This is a genomic window from Streptomyces sp. NPDC001156 (assembly GCF_053598275.1).
In genome coordinates this window covers 1-24,004 of sequence record NZ_JBSFJX010000029.1, presented here as the reverse complement: position 1 = coordinate 24,004, position 24,004 = coordinate 1, and the positions used below count along the sequence as shown (strand labels likewise).

22 protein-coding genes and 3 pseudogenes are annotated in these 24,004 nt (G+C 69.5%); 13 read left to right on the top strand and 12 right to left on the bottom strand.

Annotation, left to right across the window (positions count from 1 at the left end):
• Positions 1-340: 340 nt before the first annotated feature.
• Both ACWDA7_RS17040 and ACWDA7_RS17035 read right to left on the bottom strand, forming a co-directional pair.
• Positions 341-730, bottom strand: a complete 390-nt coding sequence (locus tag ACWDA7_RS17040; protein ID WP_450605084.1) for a hypothetical protein — start codon at positions 728-730, stop codon at positions 341-343.
• Entirely contained in the window at positions 727-3,096 is a 2,370-nt protein-coding gene (locus ACWDA7_RS17035) for an AAA family ATPase (RefSeq protein WP_450605082.1), read from the bottom strand. The genes ACWDA7_RS17040 and ACWDA7_RS17035 overlap by 4 nt, the downstream gene beginning before the upstream one ends.
• A 162-nt stretch (positions 3,097-3,258) precedes the next feature.
• Here ACWDA7_RS17035 and ACWDA7_RS17030 point away from each other — a divergent pair, with 162 nt between their 5' ends.
• From ACWDA7_RS17030 to ACWDA7_RS17020, 3 genes are all read left to right on the top strand, one after another.
• Entirely contained in the window at positions 3,259-4,113 is an 855-nt protein-coding gene (locus tag ACWDA7_RS17030; protein WP_450605080.1) for a hypothetical protein, read from the top strand.
• 191 nt (positions 4,114-4,304) lie between these two features.
• On the top strand, positions 4,305-4,544 hold the full coding sequence (locus ACWDA7_RS17025) for a hypothetical protein (RefSeq protein ID WP_450605079.1): 240 nt from the start codon (positions 4,305-4,307) through the stop codon (positions 4,542-4,544).
• Entirely contained in the window at positions 4,541-4,828 is a 288-nt protein-coding gene (locus tag ACWDA7_RS17020; RefSeq protein WP_450605077.1) for a hypothetical protein, read from the top strand. Before ACWDA7_RS17025 ends, ACWDA7_RS17020 begins: the two co-directional genes overlap by 4 nt.
• 252 nt (positions 4,829-5,080) lie before the next feature.
• Here the strand turns inward: ACWDA7_RS17020 and ACWDA7_RS17015 are convergent, their stop codons facing one another.
• The 6 genes from ACWDA7_RS17015 to ACWDA7_RS16990 all read right to left on the bottom strand — a co-directional run bounded on the left by ACWDA7_RS17015 (position 5,081) and on the right by ACWDA7_RS16990 (position 11,730).
• On the bottom strand, positions 5,081-6,202 hold the full coding sequence (locus ACWDA7_RS17015) for a hypothetical protein (protein ID WP_450605075.1): 1,122 nt from the start codon (positions 6,200-6,202) through the stop codon (positions 5,081-5,083).
• Positions 6,203-6,336: 134 nt separating this feature from the next.
• Positions 6,337-6,537 (bottom strand): hypothetical protein, encoded by a 201-nt coding sequence (locus ACWDA7_RS17010; protein ID WP_450605074.1) that lies wholly within the window; start codon positions 6,535-6,537, stop codon positions 6,337-6,339.
• A 275-nt stretch (positions 6,538-6,812) separates the two neighbouring features.
• Positions 6,813-8,186: an AAA domain-containing protein gene (locus ACWDA7_RS17005; protein ID WP_450605072.1), complete on the bottom strand. Its 1,374-nt coding sequence runs from the start codon at positions 8,184-8,186 to the stop codon at positions 6,813-6,815.
• The gene (locus ACWDA7_RS17000) at positions 8,183-9,685 is read right to left on the bottom strand and encodes a hypothetical protein (protein WP_450605070.1); all 1,503 of its coding nucleotides are present in this window, start codon (positions 9,683-9,685) and stop codon (positions 8,183-8,185) included. The genes ACWDA7_RS17005 and ACWDA7_RS17000 overlap by 4 nt, the downstream gene beginning before the upstream one ends.
• Positions 9,682-10,833 carry a hypothetical protein gene (locus tag ACWDA7_RS16995; protein WP_450605068.1) on the bottom strand — a complete coding sequence of 384 codons (1,152 nt, stop codon included), beginning with the start codon at positions 10,831-10,833 and terminating at the stop codon, positions 9,682-9,684. The genes ACWDA7_RS17000 and ACWDA7_RS16995 overlap by 4 nt, the downstream gene beginning before the upstream one ends.
• A gap of 57 nt (positions 10,834-10,890) precedes the next feature.
• Complete coding sequence (locus ACWDA7_RS16990) at positions 10,891-11,730, bottom strand: hypothetical protein (RefSeq protein ID WP_450605066.1); 840 nt, start codon at positions 11,728-11,730, stop codon at positions 10,891-10,893.
• A gap of 266 nt (positions 11,731-11,996) precedes the next feature.
• Between ACWDA7_RS16990 and ACWDA7_RS16985 the strand changes: the two genes are divergently transcribed.
• Together ACWDA7_RS16985 and ACWDA7_RS16980 are read left to right on the top strand one after the other, a co-directional pair.
• Positions 11,997-12,563, top strand: coding sequence for a hypothetical protein (locus tag ACWDA7_RS16985; protein ID WP_450605064.1), 567 nt, complete (start codon positions 11,997-11,999; stop codon positions 12,561-12,563).
• A gap of 62 nt (positions 12,564-12,625) precedes the next feature.
• On the top strand, positions 12,626-12,955 hold the full coding sequence (locus ACWDA7_RS16980) for a hypothetical protein (RefSeq protein ID WP_450605062.1): 330 nt from the start codon (positions 12,626-12,628) through the stop codon (positions 12,953-12,955).
• Positions 12,956-13,153: 198 nt separating this feature from the next.
• Here the strand turns inward: ACWDA7_RS16980 and ACWDA7_RS16975 are convergent.
• A pseudogene (locus ACWDA7_RS16975) lies at positions 13,154-13,308 on the bottom strand (transposase); the annotation flags it as partial.
• Positions 13,309-13,947: 639 nt separating this feature from the next.
• Between ACWDA7_RS16975 and ACWDA7_RS16970 the strand changes: the two are divergent.
• Positions 13,948-14,181 (top strand): hypothetical protein, encoded by a 234-nt coding sequence (locus ACWDA7_RS16970; RefSeq protein ID WP_359396838.1) that lies wholly within the window; start codon positions 13,948-13,950, stop codon positions 14,179-14,181.
• A 346-nt stretch (positions 14,182-14,527) separates the two neighbouring features.
• On the opposite strand, the pseudogene ACWDA7_RS16965 reads toward ACWDA7_RS16970, so the two are convergent.
• Positions 14,528-14,641, bottom strand: a pseudogene (locus tag ACWDA7_RS16965) (DUF6417 family protein); the annotation flags it as partial.
• Between the two features lie 2,202 nt (positions 14,642-16,843).
• Here ACWDA7_RS16965 and ACWDA7_RS16960 point away from each other — a divergent pair.
• From ACWDA7_RS16960 to ACWDA7_RS16930, 7 genes are all read left to right on the top strand, one after another.
• Positions 16,844-17,884: an ABC transporter substrate-binding protein gene (locus ACWDA7_RS16960; protein WP_450605060.1), complete on the top strand. Its 1,041-nt coding sequence runs from the start codon at positions 16,844-16,846 to the stop codon at positions 17,882-17,884.
• A gap of 45 nt (positions 17,885-17,929) precedes the next feature.
• A complete protein-coding gene (locus ACWDA7_RS16955) occupies positions 17,930-18,508 on the top strand; it encodes a hypothetical protein (protein ID WP_450605058.1) in 579 nt (192 codons plus the stop codon).
• Entirely contained in the window at positions 18,505-19,317 is an 813-nt protein-coding gene (locus tag ACWDA7_RS16950; RefSeq protein ID WP_450605056.1) for an ABC transporter ATP-binding protein, read from the top strand. The genes ACWDA7_RS16955 and ACWDA7_RS16950 overlap by 4 nt, the downstream gene beginning before the upstream one ends.
• Positions 19,314-20,912: an ABC transporter permease gene (locus ACWDA7_RS16945; RefSeq protein ID WP_450605054.1), complete on the top strand. Its 1,599-nt coding sequence runs from the start codon at positions 19,314-19,316 to the stop codon at positions 20,910-20,912. Before ACWDA7_RS16950 ends, ACWDA7_RS16945 begins: the two co-directional genes overlap by 4 nt.
• A gap of 217 nt (positions 20,913-21,129) precedes the next feature.
• Entirely contained in the window at positions 21,130-22,086 is a 957-nt protein-coding gene (rbsK, locus tag ACWDA7_RS16940; RefSeq protein WP_450605052.1) for a ribokinase, read from the top strand.
• A 725-nt stretch (positions 22,087-22,811) separates the two neighbouring features.
• Positions 22,812-23,054 carry a type II toxin-antitoxin system VapB family antitoxin gene (locus ACWDA7_RS16935; RefSeq protein ID WP_450605050.1) on the top strand — a complete coding sequence of 81 codons (243 nt, stop codon included), beginning with the start codon at positions 22,812-22,814 and terminating at the stop codon, positions 23,052-23,054.
• Positions 23,051-23,467 (top strand): PIN domain-containing protein, encoded by a 417-nt coding sequence (locus ACWDA7_RS16930; protein ID WP_450605048.1) that lies wholly within the window; start codon positions 23,051-23,053, stop codon positions 23,465-23,467. Before ACWDA7_RS16935 ends, ACWDA7_RS16930 begins: the two co-directional genes overlap by 4 nt.
• A gap of 11 nt (positions 23,468-23,478) precedes the next feature.
• On the opposite strand, the pseudogene ACWDA7_RS16925 reads toward ACWDA7_RS16930, so the two are convergent.
• Both ACWDA7_RS16925 and ACWDA7_RS16920 read right to left on the bottom strand, forming a co-directional pair.
• A pseudogene (locus ACWDA7_RS16925) lies at positions 23,479-23,718 on the bottom strand (phosphorothioated DNA-binding restriction endonuclease); the annotation flags it as partial.
• 17 nt (positions 23,719-23,735) lie between these two features.
• On the bottom strand, positions 23,736-24,004 hold a 269-nt coding region (locus ACWDA7_RS16920), incomplete at its 5' end, for a hypothetical protein (protein WP_450605046.1).

Genomic DNA, 24,004 nt, shown 5'->3' with positions numbered 1-24,004 from the left:
ACGGAGTAGGCGGACGAGTTCTGGAGTGTCGGCCAAGGGGTCGTAAGCGTAGAGGAGGTTGCTGGCGAGCATGGCCCGTTGGGCGGTGGTGGCCTGCTGAAAGTCCTGCCTTTCCGCAAGGTTCCTCTGGCCCGCACGCCCACGCAACGTCGGCTGATTGCAGGAAATCAGCGTCCTCGAGCACGACGTGCTTGCATGCGCAGCTCACTGCGCAAGACCCCGCAAGTGTGGGGGCGGGTGCCTGTCCCTGCCCGCCTGTCAGAGGCTGCGGAGCAAGCCATGCGCACGTGGTCGAGGAGGCGGTGGTGACCCACCGCGGCTGCTGGGGCGCCCCCAAGCGTCAGCCGCTGGGAAGGAGGGAGATCACCGCGGCGACCTCCTCTCGCCAGTCGCGGAGCTCAGCCGGTACAGGGGAGAGCTCGTAGCCGTGGTAGTGGCAGGCTTGACTCAGGTTGGACCACACGGAGGACCAGCGGCGGGCCGCCTCGGTTCCTGCATAGCTCTCAAGGCACAGCACCTGGGCGTGCGTCGGTACGCGTGCCAGTTGCGGGCGAACGCGCTGCCAGTAGTTGCGAAGCGCCTCCTCCAAGGCGTGGCGTAGGAGCAGTGCCGCAGCGCGGGGCCAGACGCCTGTGGTGGAGATGGTGGCCGCGCCGAGTAGGCGGTCGGCACTGGCCAGCAGCTGTGCCGGCGAGCCGCTCGCGGCGGTGGTAGACCCGGGGGTTGTCACAGTGCACGCACCTTTCGGGCCAGCTCCGTCGTGCGCGTGATGACGGCCTCGGCGTCCTCTACTGGAACTGCCTCGTGCGCGCCTTTGTTGCACCAGCGGATCAGCGCACTGGCGGTCTCGCCGAAGGCGCGGTCGAGGTCGGCCAGTGCTTCGCGAGGACGGTCTGCCACTCCGTACAGAGCGACGGAGGCAAGCTCGGTCATCTTGCGTGCCTTGCCGATGCGGTGCTCCACCTCCACGTGCGGCACGGCGGCTGCCAGGAGCCGGCGGCGGGCCGGCTCGAGCAGGGCGGCCTCCAGTGCGGTGCGGCACAGTCCTGGCAGAACGCGGGCGACGACGTCGGCGGGAACGTCACGGGTCCTGGCCAGGGCCTTGGCGTCGCGCAGGGCCTGCTTGACGGGATCGTCACCGGAGCGGGTGTGCACCTGGGAGTGCTCGCGGCGGATCACGTCGATGATCGTGGCGGGCAGGCGCTGGTATTTCAGCGACTGCGGCAGCCGGGTGTCGTGGGTGAAGACGATGACCTGCCGCGTCTGGGCAAGGTAGGAGAGCACGAGAGCGAGGCCGTCGACCTTGGCCGGGTCCATGGACTGCACCGGGTCGTCGATGATCAGGAAGGGGAAGGGGTTCTCCGCGAGCAAGGTGCGCGGCAGGAACAGGGAGAGCGCGAGTGAGTGCAGTTCGCCCTGGCTCATCACGCCGAGTGCGGGCGCATCGATCTCGTCGACGCTGACGTCGAGGGCGACCTTGCGCTGGGTGCCGGAGCCGCTCAACTGCACTGGTCCCAGGGTGACGTTGCTCTGCTGGCGCAGCTGCTCCCAGATGACCTGCGCCTGGTGGGCGATGGGGCGCATGCGTTCGGCGCGGACTTCGTCGTGGACGGTCTTGAGCCACTTCTGGGCGGCCTTGACCTGCGCCAAGCGGGGCTTGGCTGCTTCTGCGGCGCGTGCTTTGTCCAGCCAGGTGGCGAGCGCGCCGGCGCAGTCGCGCCACGCGTCGTCCTGGTCGGCGAGTCGCTTGGCAGCCTCTTCGCGGGTGATCCGGCAGGCGTCAACGACGATGCGGGCGGCGGATTCGGCGCGGGCGGCGAGCTCGGCCGCCTCGGTCAGCGAGCGGCATGCCAGCCAGTCATCCCAGGCGGCGGCGATCGAGGGATCGAGCCATGCCGGCGGCGGGGTGATGTGATGGCGCAGGGCAGTTGAGGCAGCGTTCAGCTCACGTCGGGCCTCCTCGGCAGCTTCGGCCTCGGCCCGCAGCAGGAGGACCTGCTCCGCGGCGGCCTCGGCCCAGGAGACGTCCAGCCGGCCCGAGCTGCCGCAGACCGGGCAGGCGTCCAGCTCCGGATGCGCCCGGTAGTGCACGAGAGCGCGGTCCAGCAACTCGGCCCGCCGGCGAGCCTCCTCTGCGGAACTCGACTTGACGTCCTCGGCAGCAGCCAACGCCTCACGCAATCGGGCCACAGCCGCGGTGACGGCCCCGAGGTCGGGCCCGGTGAGGTCGGTGCGCCGGCGCACCTCGGCGAGTTCGCTCTCATCGGCGGCGGTGAGCCCCGAGGCGAGCGCGGCGGCACGGTCGAGGTCCTTGCTGGGACCTTCCAACGCGGCAAGAGCGGCCTGGGCCCGCGGGTCGTCGACCGAGGCAAGGCGCTGCAGCAGTTCGGGGAGTGCGGCCGTTGCTGCCCTGGTGGACGCTTCGAGTTCGCGAGCCAGCAGCTGCAGCTTCTTGGTGGCGTCGGTCAGCTGCTCGAGGCCGAGGATGGAGGCGACCGCGTCGTACATCTCGCTCGGCTTGCCGCCGATCATCTGGCCGAGCTCGGAGTAGGACAGAAACGGCCGGTAGGTGACCATGTCCTGGTCCCATCCCAGCTCAGCGAGCGGTATGGGGTCGGCCGTGGGCCGCTGGAGCTCGGCCGTGGAGTCGGCGACGTCCTGGCCGTGCCAGGTACGCAGCACTGTGGTGGGCTCGCTGTCCCCCTCCACCAGGAGTTCGACGGCGATCTGCGGGTCTGCCCCGTGGTGGAGGTTGCGCCAGCTCTTTCGCCAGATGTCGCTGCGACCTCGCCAGCGGGCATTGTCACCGGTCAACGCGATCTCGATGGCTTCGGCGAAGCTGGACTTGCCGGAACCGTTGCGGCCGGTGACCAGGGTGAGTCCGGGGCCGGGCTTGAGGGCCAGGCGAGCGGTGCGGCCGATGCCACGGAACCCGCCGACGGTCACGGACTGCAGGTATGCACGAGGCGCAGGTCCGCCGGCGGCGGTGGCGGTGCCGATGGTTTCCAGGAGCAGTTCGCGTACCTGGGGGGCGAGGCCGGACTCAGCCAACTTCGCTTGGAACAGGCCCAAGAAGCTCTCGGGGTCGGACGTCATGGCGTCGGCTCCAGATGCTCGGGAAGCGCCAAAGGCTCGCAGCGGATGCTCGAGTCGGGGTCTTCCTGCGACTGGGCAGGAGGCTAGCCCTACAACGCTCAACTTTGGAAGATCTCTGGAAAATATTGGGAAGATTCAGGGGTGGGTAGTAGAGTCCGCTCCATGGCCGAGCCCATCGAAGAACTCGAGGCACGCTTGGCGGAGTTGCGCGCCCGACTGCGCGAGGCCAACCGCGCCCGCGACACAGCGGCCGTGGCCCGCGTCCGCGCCGAGATGCGCATCGCGGAGGCAGCATGGGAAGCCGCCCTGGCAGCCGAGAGCGCCGACGCGGACACCCCAACCGAGGCCGCCGAGCCCGCCACCGGGGCCGCGCCCCGCCCCACCGGGACAGTTCCTCCGCGGCCCCCCGAAGGGGTCCCGGTGCGCGAGCAGGTACACCAGGCCCTCACAATCCTCGGAGCACCGGCTGCGCCCAAGCTGATCTCCGCCACCTATGAAGCGTTCTTCGCGGAACCTCTGGTCACCACGAAACTGGCTTCACTGCGCCGTGACGAGGAGCGGTCCTTCACGTCCCAACGGTATTCACGGCCCTACTACATCTGTGCCGCCCTGACCCACGACCGCCTCGCTCCTGCCCGGGGCCTGCTGGCCGTCTCCAGTTGGCCGCTGGAGCGCCGGATCATCGCCCCGCTCAGCCCCCGAACGGACTTCCTGACCCACGCCATCGGAACCGCGGAGCATATGCAGCGCCTCACCGCTGCCGGCCATCCCCCTTCCGACGAGGCATGGCGACTGCTGCGCCGCTTCGCCTTCAACATCCCCGGCGCCTACGAAAGCGGCGAACCCGACCCCGGCCAGGTCATCAGCGCCGCGCGCCAGGAAGCAGCCGTGCACCAGGAAACCGACGACAGCCAGCGCCAGTCGGCAGCTACCCGAGCCCGTGCCCAACTCAACGATGCCCAGGAGCTGTTCGGCGTATCGCCGCTGCACATCCTGCGCGACACCGGCACCTCCTGACACGGGAACCGCGACATCGCCGCTTCCGCCCCGATACGGCGTCGAGAAGGCCCAAGACCAGACCATGCCCGTGCTGCACCCGGACGGCCCGGGAGGCGGACTTGCCCACTTGCGCGGGCCCCCTACTCCCGTAGTCGTACACCGCCCGCAAGATCACCGCTCTGACCGCCAACCCTGCCTGCGCCCGCCTCGTGCTGGCGATGCTGCGGCATGACCAGCGCCTGCTCGACCTGGCCGGCGGCAGCGTCGTGCTCGAGTTGACCCTGCGACGCTGGCGCGACGAGATGATCGGCCTGCTCGCCGCCAGGGGCCCGCGCCTGGACCGCGCGCTTCGCACGATAGCCAAGCGGGGCGGGGAGGTCGTGCTCATCAACAGCACCTTGATCCGCACCCAGCGCCGCACCGGGGCGGAGACCCGGTTGAGCACTTGAAGACGGCTGGCCTCGGGGCCCTCGCCGACCTGGGCTTCCTCGGCGTGGACAAACCCGAGAACCCCGACGACCTGGTCATCGTCACCGGCTTCAAGGCCACCCGCGCCCGCAAGCTCACCCCGGGTAGAAGCAGGCCAACCGCGTCCTGGCCGCCGGACGAGCCCCCCGTCGAACACGGCTTCGCGAACCTGGAGGCCTGGCGCGTCCTCACCAAGCTCCGCACCGACCCCGGCCACGCCCCCGCGCTCCTGCTCGTCCTGACCAACTTCGAAGGCAACCGGTGACGGGCGATCAAGACCACAGACTCCCGCCCGCGACCAGCACACGCACACCCGATCGAGCATCATGCCAGCCTCTCCGACGAGCACGTTCGAAGATGGCGAAGGTTCTAGGAAGCCGCAGACGGCTGCCTGACGGCCTATCGGCTCGGTTCGTTGCACATGCGCGAACCTCCGAAATCAAAGCCGCGGGACTGCCAGCAGGCCACAACTCACGCGTCATCTCCCCGCCGTTGTGGGAGGTAGCGCATGACGATGTCAAACGCGGCGGCAGCGATCTCGAAGCTCGGAGATGACGGCTTTCTCGGGCGCGTTGACGGGACCGTCCACAGTGGCCACCCGGTCGGCCACGTCAAGGATGTCGCTCAGATCCCCCGGCTCGGCGTCTATGCGCCCCCACACCTCGGCGGGGTCGATATCAACAAGGTGAGCGAGCTGTTTGTCGACCACCTGATGGTGATCCCGGACCAGCCTCACCAGGTGCCGAATCAACAGCGCCTCATCGTCGGCGATCTTGTGGTCCGCCATAATGACGAGCCACGCGACCCACAGCATCAACTGCGGGTGCTGACTCCGCTTGCTCAGACCCTCGGCGAGTTCGATCACCCGCGCCTCGTTCCGGAAGACGGCTTGCGCGTGCCGTCCCGCGAGCAGCGTCGTATAGCGGTTCAACACCACCGCAAGGGGAACGCCGACCACGGGGATACCGATCTTGATGACGTTCTTCTGCAGGAGATACTTCCCGACGATCGGGAGCCCCCTCCCGGCGCTCAGTACCGCTCCGGAGTAGAAGCGCTTGATCAGCGGCCGCACGATGGCCGGGACCGCCTTGACCACGCCTTCCCGGACCGCTTCCCCGCTCTTGATCGTGAAGGCCACTCGGATGAGCTTCCACATGTCTTCGGGGTCGGACAGGTCGAGCGGGACCCGGTAGAGGACTGCGATGTCGTAGGCCAGGCGGAGCTGGAGCCGGGTAATGAAGGCGACATCGACCATCATGGTCGCGACGGCGGCCGGGACGGTCGCTGGCGAGGCACCACCAAGGCTTCCGAGGGTGGCGACGACGGCCGCCGAGTAGGCCCCGGCAGAGAGCCCGCCTTCGAGCGCGGCGTACCGAGCCGCCATCTTGATCCGCTGATCGGCGATGGCATGCGCGGGTACGCCCTCATACCGCTCCTGGAAGTACTGCCAGTCGACCTTGTCGGTGTAGGAGTTCAGGGCCTGAGCGATGAGCTTGGTGAACCAGCTGCCCGACTTGATGTCGTCCGCGCTCAGCCCCTTGACGAACTCCCGTATCTCGTCCCGCTCATGCTCGACAACCTCCCGGTCAGCATCGTCGTCGCCGCCGACGTCGACAGCGTCAATCGGAGCTTCGGTCATGGCGAGTTCCCCCAGGCGGTTGCGTATAGCCAGGTTGCCAGGTTTGGACAACCCCGCTGCCATCTCAACACGGTGACTCAGTAACCAGCACATTTGCCGACAGATGTCCCGTTGAGCTGCACCCTAGCGCGTCATCATGCGGCTGGTGCCATCGCGTCGACCTCCGTCATGATCGCCTTCACTGCGGTCAACTGCGTCACACACCAAGCAACCCTGAGTTGGTTCGGCACCGTGAACAGCACCGTGTCGGCCGCCTTCACCGCCTCGTCCGTCGCGAGCTCCTCGGCGATGCGGTCGAACTCACCCGCGTACGTCCGGCCGAAGCGCGACCGCAACCCCTCTCGAGAAGCCCGATCTGGTCTTCCTGTTCCTGAGTGTCAGCGACCGCGTCAACTCGTTCGGCGACAGCGAGTTCGTCGCGCTCAGCCCCGCACCTTCCCCAGCTACTTGGCCAACTGGTCTTCCAGCTCGCCTAGTTCCGCGCGTCGCACCGCGATCCGTTCCGCGATCCCGGACTCCACCATGGGACCGAATCGTAGGCGGCAACGGGCCGTCGCCACGTCGGACACCCCCGAGGGGTCTGCTCAGTCCGCGTACTCCCGCGGTCGGTTCAGGCCCCTGAGACGCTGTACTGCGCCCGCCCGAGGTGCTCGAGCACGGTTTGGTGGGCCCGCCAGCCGTCGGGGAACTTCGGCGGGACGTCCAGGTAGAGCGGCGAGGTGGACGGGTGGCGGTCGAGGAGCTCGCGGATGCCTGCGCGGCCGACGACCACGCAGGCGTGGCGGTGCCGGGACAGGAGGACGCAGAGCCGGCCGGTTTCGAGGTGGAAGGCGCTTGCATCGGCACGGCCGGAGAGGGGGTGCCAGACGAGGGTGACGTCGAACTCGCGGCCCTGGAGGCGGTTGGCGGTGTCGACGGTGATGTCGGCCAGATGGGGGCCATGGTGGTCGAGGTGCTCGCGGACGGCGGCGACCTGGTCGTTGTGGGCGGCGCCGATGGCGATGCGGGAGGCGGTGAGGCGGGCGGGCTCGCCGGACGAGTGGGTGGTGGCGCCGCGCTGGAGCAGGCGGTTGGCGGTCTCGGCGAGTGTGGCGGCGAGTTCCCGGTCGGTGCGCAGGGTGTGGCGGTGGGGCAGTTCGAGGTAGCCCCAGCCGGTGGCGGCGACCTTGTCGAGGACCTGGTCGACCGGGGTGGCGCCGAGGGCGGCGGTGGACAGGGCAAGGATCCGCTCGCCGTCGCGGGTGCCGGGGGTGAAGGGGTAGAAGGGGTAGAAGGCCTGCTCGACCAGGGGTGCGGCGGAGGCCGGCAGGCGCCAGGAGATGGGCAGCTGGTGCAGGGGCAGGCCGGGGTTGTGGGCGAGGGCCACGTCGACGGCGTTGCGCAGCGGGTCCCAGGTGAGGCCGGCCCAGCGGTCGGTATCGATGGTGGCGAACGGATCGAGTTGACCGGGGTCGCCGACGAAGAGGGCGTGCTCGAAGAGGTTGCCGGTGCGCAGCAGGGCGTCGGAGCGCATCTGGTAGGCCTCGTCCACGATGGCCCAGTCCCAGGAGACGTCCTTGACGAAGGCCCACTTCGCGGCGGTGGCGATGACGACCGGGAGGTGGCGCAGGTGGGTGACGTCGGTGGACAGGGTGACGTTGGCCAGGTCGAGGATGCGGGGCGGGGCGGTGTAGCCGCTGGCGTGGAGGCGGCCGATGCCGAGGTCGGGTCGGTCGGTGGCGAGGCGGGTGGTGAGATCGTCGACCTGTTCGTTGGTCTGGGCGACGATCATGAGGGGACGGTTCTGGTCGGCGAGGTGTCCGGCGGCGCGGATGACAAGGGTGGACTTGCCGGCGCCGGGCGGCGAGTCGACGACGATGCCGCGCTCGGTGGTGGTGTCGAGATCGTGGAGCACACCGGCCACCGCGGCATCGGCGCGAGCACCGGGGCTGTCCGGGCCATCGGGCGCCAGGCCCTTTGAGTTGGGGGGCGTCGGGGTGGTCATTCCCAGGCCTCCTGGGCGTCGTCGTCGGATGGCTGGTAGTCCTCGTGGGCACCGCCGTGGGTCCAGGGCACCTCGTTGTCGTCCGGTACGGCGGCCGAGGTGAAGTGGCCGCCGAGGACGGTGTAGAGGATCTCCTCGCCGAGGTCGGGGATGGCGCCGTCAGGTGCCGGAGGCTTCTGCTTGCCGAGTCCGCCGGAGAGTTCGAGGTCGACGTGGAAGCCGTCTGCTGCCTCGCGGATGCCGATGACCACGGCCTTTTGACCGGGGCGGGCGGGGCTGCGCAATTCCTTGCCGTCCCCGGTGCGCGGTCTGGTCTCGGTCCACAGCGTGAGCAGGGGCCGGAACACCGGGCGCTTGGGCCCTTGGACCATGCGTTCGGCGTCCCTGGCCACCACCCGTCCCGTGAAGGCGGCGCCGTCGAGTTCGTACTCGGCCATGACCAGCGGATCGTCGAAGGCGCGGGCGCTCTGGTAGCGGGTGACGGCCTCCTCGAGGCGGGCCAGGCGGCGGGCGGCGCCAGCCGCGTGGTCGCGGCGCGGCTGCGGTGCTCCGCCCTCGGCGATGTACTGGGAGCGCAGGGTGAAGACGGTGCGGTCATACGCCCAGCGGTCGCTGACGCTCCGTCCGGGGGTCATCTCGCGCAGCAGGCCGATGCCGTGCCACATGTCGTGCCAGGTGGGCAGCAGTTGGGAGCGCAGCTCGGTCTCGAGGGCGCGGTGGGCGGAGGCCTGGCGCTGCTCGTCGCCGATCGCGTAGGCGGCGTCGTAGCCGGCGATCAGCTCGACCAGGGTGCGGTCGAAGACCGGGTCGGTGGCCGGGCCCGCGGGCGGGTGGCGGTCGGGGTCCTCGGCCAGGAGCGCCGCCTGGGGGCCGGTGAGGCCGGCGGGCGGGTCGATCCAGCCGAGGACGGCGGCCAGGTTGCCGTCCTCCGTGCTGCTCTGGCCGGTGGCCCAGTGTGCGGTGAGCAGCCCGGTCATGCTGAGCAGCAGGCTGGAGCCGGGGAACTCGCTCTGGTCGCAGGCCCAGGTGAGCCAGTTGCCGAGCAGCGGCACGGCCGGGTCGACGGCGTGTTCGCCGCTCGTGCGGCGCAGCCGGGTGGAGCGGCCGAGGAGCCGGGTGAAGGCCACCCCGGCGGGGTTGGGCAGGAGGATCTGCGGGGCGTCGGCGTAGCGTTCGCGGGTCTCCTTGCCGCGGCCTGCCGTATAGGACTCGGTCTGCTCGCGGCAGGAGTCGAGGTAGGACAGGAGCAGCGCGGCGAGTTGTTCGGTGAAGCGGAAGCGCTGGGTGCGGTTGCGGGGCTGGGGTACGACGAGCAGGTGCGGCCTGGCCTGGTCGGTGCCGGCCAGGGCGGCGAGCGGAGCGCAGGCCTCGCCGGCGAGTTTGAGGGGGACGAAGACGAAGGGCCGCTCGGCGATGTGGGTGTGCCGGACGGTGGTGAGCGGCTGGGCTCGGCCCAGCTGCTCGGCACGGAGTGTGGCCAGGGCGGTCAGAGTGCTCACGCGGCGCCTCCACTCCGGCGGGCGCGCAGCCGGTCGGCGGTGCGAAGCCGTTGGACGATCTCGGCCTGGGTGGGGTCGGGTTCGAGGGCGGCGTCGATGAGCCTGAGTGCGGTGCGGGTGGAGTCGATGCCGGGCAGCTCGTTGCGTACCGCGGTGCCCAGGCGGGCCGGTTGACAGGCCGTGGTGGCCTGGCCTCGGCAGTACCGGGCCAGTTCGCAAAAGTCCAGGCAGGCGGGAGTGTAGGCGGCATCCAGGTGGTCGAGCGCACGGGCGAGCTCCTCGCCGGTGCGGGCCGGTTTGCCATCGGGGCCCGCGGTGAGGTCGAAGGTGGCGTCGGCCGGGAGGAGGGCGGCGAGGTCCTCGGCGCGGCTGAGGCGGCCGAGTTGGAACTCGATCGCGTCCAGTTTCTGGCGCAGGTCCACCAGTTTTCCGTACGGCTGGTTGGCGAAGTCCTTGGGGCAGATGAGCAGGAACTGGTGCGCGACGGCCTCGGCGGCCGCCCGGGCGTCGACGCCGACAGCGACGAGGGTCTGGCGCAGGGCGATGACGTACACCGCGGCCTGCTTGGCCGCCTCGGCGACCTTGCCCGGGTCGGCCTGGCCGTCGATCGCGGCGAACGACTTGATCTCGGCGATGTAGAACCTGCCGCCGATACGGTGGGTGATGGCGTCGGGCTCGAGGTAGGCGGTCTGGCCTGCGACCTGGAGCGTGAGGACGGGATGGTCCAGGATCAGGCGCTCGTCGCTGCCCTGGGCGACACGGCGCAGCAAGTGGCGGGTCTCGGCGGCGCGGAGCTTGAGATCGGTGTTGGTACCGACCGTGTTCAGGTCGGCCACCCCGGCTTCGCGTACCGGTATGTCGAGCTCCGCGCGCAGCAGGGTGAACATCGCGGCGTAGCCGTCCGCCTTGACCAGGTCCTCGAAGGCATTGCCCCGGGATATCGCGAACGGGGACTGCCCGAAGCGGGCGCTGAAGCCGACGCGGGCGGCGAGCACGTCCTTGTCCACGCCGGCGGCGTCAAGCACGGCGCGGCGAGCGCAGCCGGGGTTGGCAGTCAACGCGGTGATCTTCCGCGCGGTGTACGCCTGCGGGGCGATCGGTCCGCGCAGGCACGAGAGCCTGTCTTCGGAACTGGGCGGCGGCGCCATGGCTTCTTCCTGGGCGGGCGGGTGGGCGAGCAGAGGGGAACCGGGGTGGGGCGCGACTTAGGTGCCGTCGGTTCCCGTGGGGTCGGCGGCACCGGCAAGTCCGAGCGAGGGTGCACCGAAAAGCTTCTGCACGTCCGTCAGCGCACGGGCACGCTCGGCCGCGGCACGCCGCTGGCCGGCGTCCTCGGCGGCGTGCACCTCGAGTTCCGCAGTGGCGGCGCGGATGACCCGCCCCGGGTCGGGGGCGCCGAAACCCTCGTGCGCTCCGGGCACGTTCTGCGCGAAGCGGTGCAGCAGCCGCCAGGCGGCGTCCGAGGGCTGCTCACCGGTCGCCTGGATCCGCTGGATCTGCTCGGCGACCCTGATGGCCTGGGTGAGGAAGTCCGTACGCGGACCGAGCGGCCCGACGATGCGCTGCTCCAACGGCCAGGTGGAAACGGCCAGGAGCCCTCTGGCCGGAGCCAGCCGGTCGTGGGTGAGGGCCGCGCAAATGTAATAGGGGCGCGCATAGGCCTGCGCGGCAAAGGAACGCTCCTCATCGCGCCGCAGCGACGCCAGCCGGGTGGTGACGATCGCGTCGGCGAAAAAAGCCTCGTGCGCGGCCGAAATCAACTTAGGGGCGGCGTTGGCACCCAGGACGGTGAGCGCCTGATGCACCTGCTCGCGCACCGGAATCACGGCGCCGCCGGCCCGGGAAGGCCTCGCCCCGACGGAGGGAACTTCCGCCCGCTGCCGGCCCGCGCTTTCGACCGGCTCCGCGACAGCAGTGCCGGCTTCCGCATCCAGGGCCTCGTTCCACGCCTGCTCGATGGCGCGCAGTTCACGTCGGGCCTTCAACGCAGCGCCCTTGTCCCCCGCGCGCGTTGCTTCGCGGAGGGCGGCACGCAGGTCCGCCATCCGCTGTTCGAGTGCTTCGAGTGACTCGGGCATGGCGGCAGCATAACCCAAACTCCAACCCATTCCAATGTCTTCCAGAGACTTCCAAAGTTTGGCTTCATGGGGCTACGCTCCTGGCAACAGCACGGCTCCGCCCCTGACAGGGCAGAGCCTGTGCACACCTTCGCCATGCCTCGCGTCAGGCCCCACCCTGCCGCCGGCTGCAGCGCGCTCCTACGCCCGCCTCGCCCTTCGCGCATCCTGCGCCACTCCACCAAGGAACCGTCATGAGCCCTGCCACGCCCCCGTATCCGCCGAACCCGGCCACCCCTAACTGGGCGGCGCAGCACCCGACCACCTACGCCCCGGCGCCGCAACCGCTGGCGAAGCCCTCGCGGCGCAAGGCCTGGCTCACCCACGGCGCGGTCGGGGTCGTCGCCCTGTGCCTCGGCGCCGCAGCAGGCGGCGGAGGCGCCGAGGCCGATGGCAACGCAGCTGCCGCCCCGGCCGCGACGGTGACCGCCACGGCCACTGCCAAGACGGCCGCCGCCCCGGCCCCCACGGTGACCGCCACCAAGACGGTCACCGCCAAGCCGCCCAAACCCAAGGGCCCCGCCACCACCGTCGCCGGGGACGGCGAGTACCTGGTCGGCACCGACATGCAGGCCGGCACCTACCGCACCGCCGGCCCGGACAACTCGGTCCTGTGCTACTGGGAGCGGGCCAAGAACTCCACCGGCGACTTCGACTCGATCATCGCCAACAACAACCTCCAGGGAAGCGGCCGGGTGACCGTCCGCAAGGGCGAGGTCTTCAAGACGACCGGCTGCCAGAAGTGGGCCAAGGCCGGCTGACCGCACAGCACCCCCCACCCGACACCCCACCACCATCACCCAGTGACAGAAAGAAGCACCGCTTGACCGAGTTGGGCGAGCCCGAGCTCACCGTCTACTACCGGCACCTGGCCGCACTGCTCAACCGCAGCAACGACGAGAACTTCCGCGCCCTGCTGGAACAGGCGCGCCGCGTCTCACACGGCGCGTACGAGACCAGCCTGTACGACCACCAGCAGGCCTTCCGGCTCCTGTGGCACCACCTGGACCGCAGCGGATACCTGCGCCAGGCCCACCACGACACCCGCGCCCGCCTCGCCTCCACACGCGCCACTGCGAACGAGGCCAGCGACCTCGAGCTCTTCCTCACCGTCTACGCGCACGTCCGCGCCACCGCCACCCGCACCACCTGAACCCGCGTAACGCACCCACCCCCCACCGCAATTCACCCGCCCGGTGGCGGACCGCCCCACGCCGCCCGCCACCCACCCACCAGCACAGGAGGATCGCCATGGGACACCGGTCACCACTCGCACACGCACCCCGGCCCCAGACCCGCCAGCGCCGCAGCATCTGCATCAACCAGCAGGTCAAGGCCCTGGCCGGACCGATCGGCGGACGACGTCGAGAGCATCGGTTGCCCACTTCACAACGTGGAACGGGTCCATGCAGCGCACCGCGTCCGGGCAGCGGGTCGCAACGACGGCATCGATCCACTCGGCGCCGTCCCCGACACATGCGTGACCTTCGCGGCGCGCTGAGGGCCGCAGCCGCTGGCAGGCCAGGTCAGGCACTCACGTAAGCGAAAGCGACACAAGAGCCCGAAATCCACCACCGGCGGATCACGGCGAAACCAGCCCAGTACTCCCCCAACAGCCCTCGGTCGCTCCCCGCGTGACGCACACCGACACCAAGCAACAGACCGTTCCTGGACAGTGAGCGGGAGTGAGCCCGTGCACTGGCACGCCCCGAACGGTCTTGGGCGTACTGGTCGTCCGCTTTTCGCTTTCGGTTGGCGACACGGATCCTGTCCGTGGTCCGGTCCCGCAAGGGCGGAGTCCCTCACGACCTGGCCATATGTATGCGGCCAGAGGCGACGGGGAGGCCCTGAACCATCTCTCTGGTGGAGCAGGGGCCCCGCACGCCGGCACCGCACCCGGCTTCCCAAATCGCACAACGACCCTAGCCCGCCCCACCCAGGGCACAACAAGCCCTGCGAGCCGACCATCACACGATCTAGCTAAATCACACTCATACACACTCCACAGCGAGCAATCGCCAACCCCTCCCGTCTCCGGGCTTCCTGCTCCGCAGCCCAAGCCCCACCGGCCTGCCCAGGTCCCGGTTGTGGCGCAGGCCACCCGGCCGCCGGCACCACCTCACCCGAGCAGAAGGAGAAGTCGTCGTGGCAAAGGCTCCCGCCGTCATAGGCGTACTGACCGAACCGCCCCAGCCCACCTGGTGGAAAGCGAACCGGCACAAGGTCCTGGTCGTGATCGGCCTGCTGGTCGGCTACTGGATCGGTACCCACACCGCCGACGCCAGCTCCCCCCAGCCACGGCCCGGGCACACCCCGCCAGCCACACACTCCCCCAGCCACCAGAGTTCGAACCACGCCGCGCTTCGCCTCGCCGCTTAGTGACGGACATGGCCGGTGACACGCCTGCTGGACAGGTACTCGCACTGGTCACCGGCCTGGTCGACGCTGTCGTCGCGCCCCGCAACGGCACTCGCGGCCGCACACCCCAGCCCCGGCCACAGAGAATCGTCACACCCCGAAGGGTCAGAGGGCTGACCTCGTCGCCCCGGGGGCGGTGCCCCGTTGGCAGCCGGTCTCTACCTTCACCCGTACGGGCATCCCTGCGCATCGCGACGGCTTTATGCCTTCCTGAAAGTGGCGGGGAAAGGTTGAAGCATCGGAACGCGTCAGGGCCGCACCCGAACCTCGGGTGCGGCCCCCTGTCTAGGTTCATCCGGGCATGCGGTCAGTCCTTGGAGGGGATGCGGGCGGCGATCTCCCGCGCCAGCCGCGCCGCCTCGCGGGACATCAGCCCGCCGGCCTGGGCGACTGCCACCAACAGGCGCGACAGATCGTGCGCCTCCTCGAGGGAAGCGGGCGGCCCCGAATCGGCGGGCCAGCGGGAACAGGTAGTTGTCCAGGTCTCGGCCGCCGCGGGTCAGCGCCACCTCGCGGGACAGGCCGACATCCAGCACCAGCGCCAACGGGGCACCGTCCTCGGCGACGGCCTGAGGGGCCAGGGCCGCGACGGAGTCCAGATAGGCGCTAAGGCGCTGCCGGCTTGGATGGCCGGCCGCATCCCAGCTCTCCAGGACCGGCGGCACCAGCAGCGTGACGGGGGCGACGGCAGGCGGCGAAAACAGTACAGGCACGCCCCCCAGTCTCCCCCGGCCCGGGCTGTCTGAAGTCCCCGGATCGGCCCGGGCGTTCACCCGTGTCCACGTCCACCTCCCCGCGGTCGGCAACCCCGCCCTTGGGCCGGCCCGGCTGGGTGCGCACGGTGAGGGCACCGTGCGGGCAGCACCCAGAGCACGACCCTGACGTTCATGTGGAGGAGAAGACATCACTCCAGAGGAACTACAGACAAGCCCTTGTGCGGCACGCGATCCGTAAAGAATCACCCACAGCTGGATTCGGGGCCGTAGGCCGAAGGCGCGGTGATCCGGCACGGGTCGCCTTGGGGCCATCGCGGAACAGCGCGCGCAGTGCGCCGTTGTTCGGTGGTGGTGCTTGCGCCTGAGGCGGTCAAGCCATCGTGTGGCATCCGCCGTCTCGTCCCAGTCGGGTGCGCACAACCGGGCCTCGCTGACCACGGCGTCCCCGGCTCTGGCGGCCCGCAGGTACATGTTGAGCCCATCCGGTCCCAGGTCTGCGCCGCAGCCGATGACCAAACCGGTGCCGTGATCTTCGACGTACCGGGTCAGCGCCGCCTCCACAGCGGACAGCGCCATGCCGATCAGCGGGATGCCCGGCAAAGGCGCGTGGCAAGTCCCCGACGGGCGCCTGCCAACTCACTCTGCAGTACACCCCGGACAACACCACGTTGGCCTGCCCTGAAGCTCAGCTCGAGGAAAAGAGATCCAGGGTGTAGCCGCGGCCTGAAGCCGCCGGCTTCGAGTAGTGATCGGGCGATGTAGTTGGTGAGGTTCCGGAAGCCGAGCGCGGAGCGGCGCAGGTGCTCGAGCGTCTCTGATTGGCTTAGCGAGCCTGAGCGTTGCTCAGCCTTGGGAGCCAATCGCCTTCGTGCCCTGGTGCTGAACGACAGGAGCCGCCAGCCCGCGGGGCACGTCCCTCCGGACGCTGGTCGACCGGAAGGCAAGACCCGACCGAGGAGGGTGCCCGACGTCGCCTGGGCGCCGGGCGTGCGCGTAGCACTCTGCCACAGGTTCACTACGGTTCGCTAATCCAACTGGTGAGCCTGCCGTTGATGGCCAGGCGGTGCGCGGAGGACTCGTCGCCCGGTGGCAGGCGCGCGGTCGGCGGCCTCGGGGTGGCGTGTCGCTGGTTCATGGTCGGCCCACCATGCGTGCCGCGCCCGCGCGAGGGGCAGCACGCAACCTCGCCGCTCTTGCCGCGAGGGCAGCAACTGGTATCGCAGTGGCCGCAGACCGGGGCGCGTCAGCGCCGAAGCCTCGTGGAGCCGACCGGAAGACCCGCACCACCCGCCCCCGCCACCGGCGCGGGGACGGGGCGGGCAGGTGGCGCAACCGTGCCGCACCGGCTGCGGACAGAAACGAGAGACCGTACTTAAGCCGAAGCCCTGACGCTTTGGTGATGTGACGGACCTTCCGGGCCGCAATGCCCGGAATGTTGAGACCTGACTACGGTCTCGGCAACGATGGCGTCGCCGAGGTTCGTCCCCGCCGGGCAAGCGCTGTGCATTTCTCTAAATTGGTGGGTGGAGGGGATGGCGCGCAGCCTGCGGGAATGCTTACTGTTTCCCCCGGCAGCGCGTGGGGCGCTGTCGCGGAGCGATGAATCGAGGAGGCCTGCGATGCTTAGCGTCAGCCCTTGGCTCCTCGGTGAAACGTGGCGGCGTTCCAACTCACGCGCGCCCGCGGGTCTGATCTGAATCAGCAGCCGCACCGTCCTCGTGCCGACTTGGTGTTCGAGGCGGTTTTAGCACACCTTTTCGGGCCTGTTTCTTCAGGTTTCGGTGTGCCGCGCTCGACGTCACTGCTGCGCTCATGCGCCCGTCCGTGATCGGACGGCAGTGGGGTCGGCATGGATTCGTCATCACCGGCGTCTCAACGACGCCGACTTGCCGCCATGAGGACATATCATGCTTTCACGTCGTCTGTCCCGTCACGCCCGTACGCGGTGTATCCGTGTTCTCGCCTCGGTGGTTGCCGTCGCCTCCATCGGCCTCGTGTCCGGTTGCGGGGGCGGCTCGTCCGCCGCCGCCGGCTCCAAGGATGCGACGCTGCAACTGGGGTGGATTGCCAACGTCGAGAACATGGGGCCGTACACGGCTCTGGATTCCGGCTACTTCAAGGCCAAGGGAGTCAACGTCGCGGTCGTGCCGGGCGGGCCGAGCGTCACGGTGGAGCCGCTGGTCGTGAGCGGCAAGGCCCTGGTGGGTCTCACCTCGGCCGACATTGCGGCCAAGGCGATCCTCGCGGGGGCGCCGCTCAAGGTCGTGGCAGCCACCCTGCAGACCAACCCGACCAGCGTCATGTCGCTTGCCAAGGCTCCCGTCAACACCCTCAAGGATCTTGAGGGCAAGCGGCTGTGCATTCAGAACAGCGGCCTGGAGACGATGAAGACGGTCCTGGAGGCCAACAAGATCGATTTGGCCAAGGTCAAGTTCGTCACTGCGGACTTCGACCCGTCACCGCTGGTGACGGGCCAGTGTGACGCCTTCACGTCGTTCCTCAACAACCAGCCGATCACGCTGGCCTCCCAGGGCGTGAAGACCAAGGTCTTCCCGTTGAGCGACTACGGCTACAACGTCGTCGCGGACGCCCTCGTGGTGAGCGACAAGACCCTGGCCGACCCCGGCAAGAGGGCCGCCGTCGTCAAGATCATCTCCGCTCTTGCCCAGGGCTGGCGCAAGGCTCTGGACAACACCGACGCCGCCACACAACTCATCGTGGACAAGTACGGCAAGAACCAGCACCTCGACCTTGAGCAGCAAAAACTCGGCGCCAAGACCTACCTCGACCTGGTTCAGAGCGAGGAGACGAAGCGAGGCGGCCTGCTCTCGCTCAGCGATGCCACCGTGAAGGCCAATATCGCCACCCTGAACCTGCTGGGCACCCGCATCACCGCGGACCAGCTTTTCGACACCTCGCTCATCGCGGACGCCAAGCCGGTGCACTGACGCCGCGCTCGCCCTGCGCCTCCTCACATCGACGAAAGCCGAGTCATGCCTGCTCACCACTCGAAAGACCCGTGGACCCGCGTCACCAGCGTGCACGGGTTCCCGGCCGATGAACTGATCGCCGCGCTGCAGAAGTCGATCCGGCGCGGGCTGCTCGACAACGCGCTGCTCGTCGCGCGGGAGATGTACGAGACCAGTGCCGAGCTCGAAGAGCACCTGTGGATGCGGTTGTCGGTGATCAGCTGCGAGGACACCGGCGACGGCAGCTTCCAGGAGCCGATCGTGATCAACTCGCTGTATCAGATGCACCAGCGCCTGGACCGCAGCTTCGGCGACCGATGGCTCTTCGCCGTCCACGCCGTCCGCTTCCTCACCACACGCACCAAGGACCGCACCACCGACGAGCTGGCCAACCTCACCGTTCACGACGTCAACGCGGGCAAGCGCCCCGACTTCCCCGACTGGGCCCTGGACGTCCACACACGGCGGGGCCAGGAGATGGGCCGCACGGTGGAGGACTTCTGGACCACCCACTCACACGTCGAGAACGAGCTGCCCAACCGCGATCACCAGTACCTCGACCGCATCAAGGAGCTGCTCGCCTCCGGAAAGTGGCAGGCATGACCACCGCCGTCCCGAGCCAGGACGCCACCGGCACCCGGCGCGGCCTCGTGGCCGAGGGCCTGGGCCGCACGTTCGCCACCAAGCAGGGCGAGGTCGTCGCCCTCTCAGGCGTCGACCTCGCCACCAGGCACGGCGAGTTCACCGCACTCCTTGGGCCCTCGGGGTGCGGGAAGTCGACCCTGCTCAAGATATTCGCCGGGCTTGATGCCCCCACCAGCGGCACCGCAACCCTGGACGGCAGCGCTCCGGACGCGGTGCGCAGACAGCACCGCATCGGGGTCGCCTTCCAGGACGCCGCCCTGCTGCCCTGGCGCACCGTGAGCGCGAACATCGCCATGGCCTACGAGGTCGCGGGCCGGCCCACCGACAAGGCGGCCATCGCCGACCTGGTCTCCCTCGTCGGCCTGAAGGGCTTCGAGAAGGCCCGCCCCGCTCAACTGTCCGGCGGGATGCGCCAGCGCGTCGCACTGGCACGGGCCTTGGCCCTCGAACCCGACGTCCTCATGCTCGACGAGCCGTTCGGTGCCCTCGACGAGGTCACCCGGCACAGGCTCAACCTGGAGCTTCAGCGTATCTGGCAGGAGCGGGCCATCACCACGCTGCTGGTCACCCACTCCATCAACGAGGCCGTCTTCCTCGCCGACCGCATCGTGCTGATGGCCGCCCGGCCCGGTCGCGTCGTCGAGGTCCTCGACATCGAACTCGAGCGCCCGCGCACTGCGGACATCATGCGCTCGCCGCGCTTCCACGAGCTGTGCGATCACCTCTCGGCCGGCCTGTACGGCGAGTCCACGCGGGAGCCGCGATGAGTGCGACTTCCCAACCCGTGACGGTGGCAGGGCTCAGGTCCGCGCTGCTGCGGCTGGCGCCCGCCGTCGTGATCGTGACGCTGTGGACGCTGGTGGCCCTCTTCTTCACCGGCCTGCGGGTGGTGCCCACACCGTTGGCGGTCATCCACGCCTTCCTGGACGACCTGCCGGTCTACGGTCCCAACGTCTCCTCGACGCTGTCGGTCGCCGGCGTCGGGTTCCTGGCCGGCAACGGTGCCGCACTCGCGCTGGGCGTCGTGTTCGTCCAGGTGCCCTGGGTCGAGCGTCTGCTGCTGCGGATCGCGGTGGCCAGTTTCTGCGTCCCGCTGGTCGCCATCGCCCCGATCCTGGTCGTCGTGCTCCCGGGCGACGCGCCCAAGCAGACACTGGCCGCGCTGTCGGTATTCTTCACCACCTTGATCGCGGTGGTCCTCGGACTGCGTTCCGCCGACCCCGCCTCACTCCAGGTCGTGCGGTCCCTGGGCGGCAGCCAGTGGCAGGCGATGTTCAAGATCCGCTTCTTCGCCATGCTGCCGAGCCTGTTCGGAGCACTCAGGATCGCGGCGCCCGCTTCCCTGCTCGGCGCGATCATCGGTGAGTACCTCGGGGCAAGCCAAGGCCTGGGCGTCATGCTCGTCCAGGCCCAGTCCTCCTTCCAGGTGCCGCGGACCTGGGCCGTGGCACTGGTCATGTCAGCCCTCGCCGGTCTCGCATACCTCGTCTTCGGAGTCATCGGGCGCCTTGTGACACCGTGGGCCGCCCACGACGTCACCCTCGTGACCGTCTCCCAACCGCCCCCGCCCCCTCGCCGGATGTGGGCCGCGGTGACGATCCCGGTCCTCGGCGTCGCCGGATCCATCGCCATCGTGATCGCCTGCTGGTACGCGCTGATCGCGGCATTCGACCTCAACGCCTACTTCGCCAAGACGCCCCTGGACGTACTGCGGTTCATCACCTCCAGCCCCGAGGCGCCCCAGAACCGGTCGACGCTGTGGAGCGGACTGAAGATCACCCTGACCGACGCCGGAGCGGGATATGCGTTCGGGACCCTGGCGGCGTCGCTCACCGCTGTCCTCATCGTCACCTCCAAAACCTTCGAACGCGCCGTCATGCCGGTCGCGATCGCGCTGCGATCCGTACCGCTGGTCGCGATGACACCCCTGCTGGCGCTCGTCTTCGGACGGGGACTGACCGGGGTAACCGTCATCGTCTCGATCGTGACGTTCTTCCCCACCCTCATCAACGTCGTCGTCGGGCTGCGCTCCGCCCCCGCCCTGGCCACCGACGTCGTCCGCTCGCTGGGCGGGTCAAACGCCCTGGCCACCCGCAAGGTACGCATCCTCTACGCCCTCCCGGCCTTCTTCGCCTCCGCCCGCACCGCCGTCCCCGGCGCGCTCGCCGGGGCGACCCTGGCCGAATGGCTGGCAACAGGGCAGGGCATCGGCTCGATGATCGTCCAGGACTACGCAGGATCGCGTTTCGATGCACTGTGGACGGAATCCGTCGTGATCGTGGTCGTGTCCGTGCTCTTCTACACGGCCATCAGCGCGCTGGAACGGCCCATCACCCGACGGTTCGCCGTCGGCGGAGCATAGCCCGCAACCACCAACAAAGCAGCCCCGTACCGGCGTTGCCGTCGTGGAACGCCGGGCCCGAACCAGCCCGCCGCCCACGCTCCACCCGGGCGCCGCGGCACCAGCCCGGTCCCGGCACCCGGCCGGGATCGGGCACACAACAACACCAGCACAGCTGCGCAGGGCACAGCCATGTGGCCGTGCCCCCGCTCATGCCCACAACAGCAGGAGGACCGCGATGCCCCGGACCGGTGTTCTCGTCGTCGGCAGCATCACCGCGGACGTCACCGCGTTCAGTCGGCGGCTGCCCCAACCCGGCGAAACGGTGCTGGGGGACGACGTCACCCTCGTCCTCGGCGGCAAGGGGGCCAACCAGGCGGTCGCCGCCGCCCGGGCGGGCGCACCCACCTGGATGGTCGGCTGCGTCGGACAGGACCTCTTCCGCGACCTCGCGCTGGAGGGCCTGCGCGCACACGGGGTACAGACCTCCGAGATCCGTACGGTCGAGGGCCGCACCGGCATCGCCCACATCCGCGTCGACGCCTCCGGTGAGAACGACATCGTCATCACGCCACTGGCCAACGCCGCCCTCACACCCGACATGGTCGACGCCAGCATCGCCAAAACCCGCAACCACACGCGCGTCATGCTCCTCCAACTGGAGGTCCCCGCCGAGGTCACCCGCCACGCCGCCCAGGCAGGGACCGACGCCGGGTACACCGTCGTCCTCGACCCGGCCCCCGCACAGCCACTGCCCGACGACATCTGGGCACACGTGGACATCGTCACCCCCAACGAGAGCGAGGCCACCGCCCTGACCGGCATCACCGTGGACGGCCCCCACACCGCCGAACAAGCCGCCCACTGGTTCCTCGACCGGGGCGTACGGCACGCGCTGATCACCCTCGGCGGGGCCGGGGCCGTCTCGGTCACCGCACACACAGTCCGGCACCACCCCGCCTTCCCTGTCACCCCCGTCGACACCACCGCAGCCGGCGACGCCTTCACCGGCGCACTCGGCGCAGCCCTCGCCGCCGGCCTGGACACCGACACCGCCCTCCAACACGCCATGGCCGCCGGAGCCCTGGCCACCACCCGCCCCGGAGCAAGCCCCTCACTCCCCGACCTGGCCCAAGTCCACGCCCTGCTCGCCACCGCCGATTCCGCAACCGACCTGGAAGAAGCCGCCCCGTAAGACGCACCAACACAACACCCACCAGGCAGCCCGACCCGGTCATCCCCAAGACCGCCACACCGGCCAACTCCTCGACACCGACGCCGGCCTGCCCACCCCGCCCGGCGTGGAGCAGGCGAACCCCGGCCCTCGCCCAGAACCTGCCACGCTTCCTCGATCTGCCCGACGTTGCCCTGCCCCAGGCGGCAGTACCGGGCATGCTCCTGCCGGAGGCAGATCAACGAGGCAGGTCCTGCTGCGCGCCGCGTGGAAGGCCCCCGCCGAGAAACCGCCCGACGCCGTTGCGGACCCGTCCCGGATGCGGTGGGCCGCACCGCCCACCACACAACTGCCTCCGAGCGCCGAAGGCCCTCACGGCCGGCCCTCCCCCGGTCCCGGTGCGCTGATCGACCTTGCGGGTGCCGAATAATCATCCGGCCTGTTCGGATGCGTGATCAGTGATCTCCTGTCACGGTCGGAGGCGGCGGGGGAGCGCCCGCGGCGCAACTTCGCGCACTGCCTGAACCGGCCACCGATCCGGAACAGATCACCCGCTTCGACTTCGCCGACACGACCGACGTGGCAGTGCCCTGGGGCTGAGTCCGGCTTGGAACATGGATCCTCGAACGTGGATGCGCCGGAGCTGCTGACCAGTTCGTGGTCCGCGTGCACGAAAAAACGATATCTATCTGGCCGTACATGCGGTATCGTTTGGTGGGAGGCTGGCTGACGGAAGGAGTCCCGCCATGGCACGAACTGTGATCGACCTCGATGACGAGATGGTCGCCGAGGCCATGCGCATTTACGGCACCAAGACCAAAGCGAAGGCCGTGCGCATGGCCATGGAAGACGCGGTCAAGCGTCACATGCGACAGGAGTTCGCGGATGCCGTAAAGAGCGGCGAGCTCGACCTCAGCGAGATCGTCGAGAGCACCGGTCCCCGCAACGCCGACGGCACCCTCCAGCGCTCTGCGCAGGACGCTGCGTGACCGACTATCTCGCTGACAAGTCGGCGCTCGCGCGTTGGGGCCAGCCCTCCGTTGGCCGCGTCCTGGACGACCTCAGCGACCGGGGCGTCCTGGCAACCTGCGCGGCGGTGGAGTGGGAGATGGTCTACAGCGCTCGGAACAAGCCGGACATGGCCCGCATCCGCTTCCTGCTCCGTGGCTTCAACTTCCTGCACTGCGGCGAGGAGGTGTTCGACCGCGTGCTCGAAGTTCAGGGCATCGCCCTTGAGCGCGGTTTCCACCGCGCCCTGTCCATGGCGGATGTCCTCCTCGCCGCCACCGCCGAACGCCACCGGGCGACCGTGCTCCACTACGACGGCGACTTCGACATGATTGCATCGATCACCGGACAGCCGACCCAGTGGGTTGTACCTCCAGGGACCGCAGACTGCTAGCCAGACCGCAGCCACAGCGCCGGGACAAGCTGCACCGGCATCGCGGCACGCTGCTTGGCCTGTGACGGGTTGGTCATCGCCGGACCGAAGTCGTTGATCAGCCAGCTGACGGGGCCCTCGGCTTCGTCGTAGGTGACCGCGGTACTCCCCGAGGTGACGAACCGGCCCAGCAGCCACAGCACCAGCAACGGCTTGTGCGGCGCGCGATGCGCGCCGATCCGCGCCCGCCGCAGGCCCGACAGCGTGCTCATCAGTTCGTCCCGGGTCGTCACGACGCCCACCCTGCCATGATCCACCAGGAGGCGTACCGACGGTGCAGGCGGGCGACAGCCGCCAACGCCTTTGCCGCCAGGCCGAGCGGTCGACGCTCTGCCAGGGCCGCGCTGTAGGTGCCAGTAATCTCATCCGTGCTGGTCAGGCCGCCTGTGGGCACTGTCGTGGGTCCCTCCCGGTCGGCGGTGCCGACGGGGCCTCGTTCGGTGATTGCCGGCCAGCTCCAGCCGGCATCAGGATGGTCCGGTGCTGCCGCGACTGCCC

Coding starts and splice junctions, on each gene's coding strand:
- ACWDA7_RS17035 (WP_450605082.1), bottom strand. CDS start 3,096: ATGACGTCCGACCCCGAGAGCTTCTTGGGCCTGTTCCAAGCGAAGTTG.
- ACWDA7_RS17030 (WP_450605080.1), top strand. CDS start 3,259: ATGGCCGAGCCCATCGAAGAACTCGAGGCACGCTTGGCGGAGTTGCGC.
- ACWDA7_RS17015 (WP_450605075.1), bottom strand. CDS start 6,202: ATGACCGAAGCTCCGATTGACGCTGTCGACGTCGGCGGCGACGACGAT.
- ACWDA7_RS17005 (WP_450605072.1), bottom strand. CDS start 8,186: ATGACCACCCCGACGCCCCCCAACTCAAAGGGCCTGGCGCCCGATGGC.
- ACWDA7_RS16995 (WP_450605068.1), bottom strand. CDS start 10,833: ATGGCGCCGCCGCCCAGTTCCGAAGACAGGCTCTCGTGCCTGCGCGGA.
- ACWDA7_RS16990 (WP_450605066.1), bottom strand. CDS start 11,730: ATGGCGGACCTGCGTGCCGCCCTCCGCGAAGCAACGCGCGCGGGGGAC.
- ACWDA7_RS16985 (WP_450605064.1), top strand. CDS start 11,997: ATGAGCCCTGCCACGCCCCCGTATCCGCCGAACCCGGCCACCCCTAAC.
- ACWDA7_RS16960 (WP_450605060.1), top strand. CDS start 16,844: ATGCTTTCACGTCGTCTGTCCCGTCACGCCCGTACGCGGTGTATCCGT.
- ACWDA7_RS16955 (WP_450605058.1), top strand. CDS start 17,930: ATGCCTGCTCACCACTCGAAAGACCCGTGGACCCGCGTCACCAGCGTG.
- ACWDA7_RS16950 (WP_450605056.1), top strand. CDS start 18,505: ATGACCACCGCCGTCCCGAGCCAGGACGCCACCGGCACCCGGCGCGGC.
- ACWDA7_RS16945 (WP_450605054.1), top strand. CDS start 19,314: ATGAGTGCGACTTCCCAACCCGTGACGGTGGCAGGGCTCAGGTCCGCG.
- rbsK (WP_450605052.1), top strand. CDS start 21,130: ATGCCCCGGACCGGTGTTCTCGTCGTCGGCAGCATCACCGCGGACGTC.
- ACWDA7_RS16935 (WP_450605050.1), top strand. CDS start 22,812: ATGGCACGAACTGTGATCGACCTCGATGACGAGATGGTCGCCGAGGCC.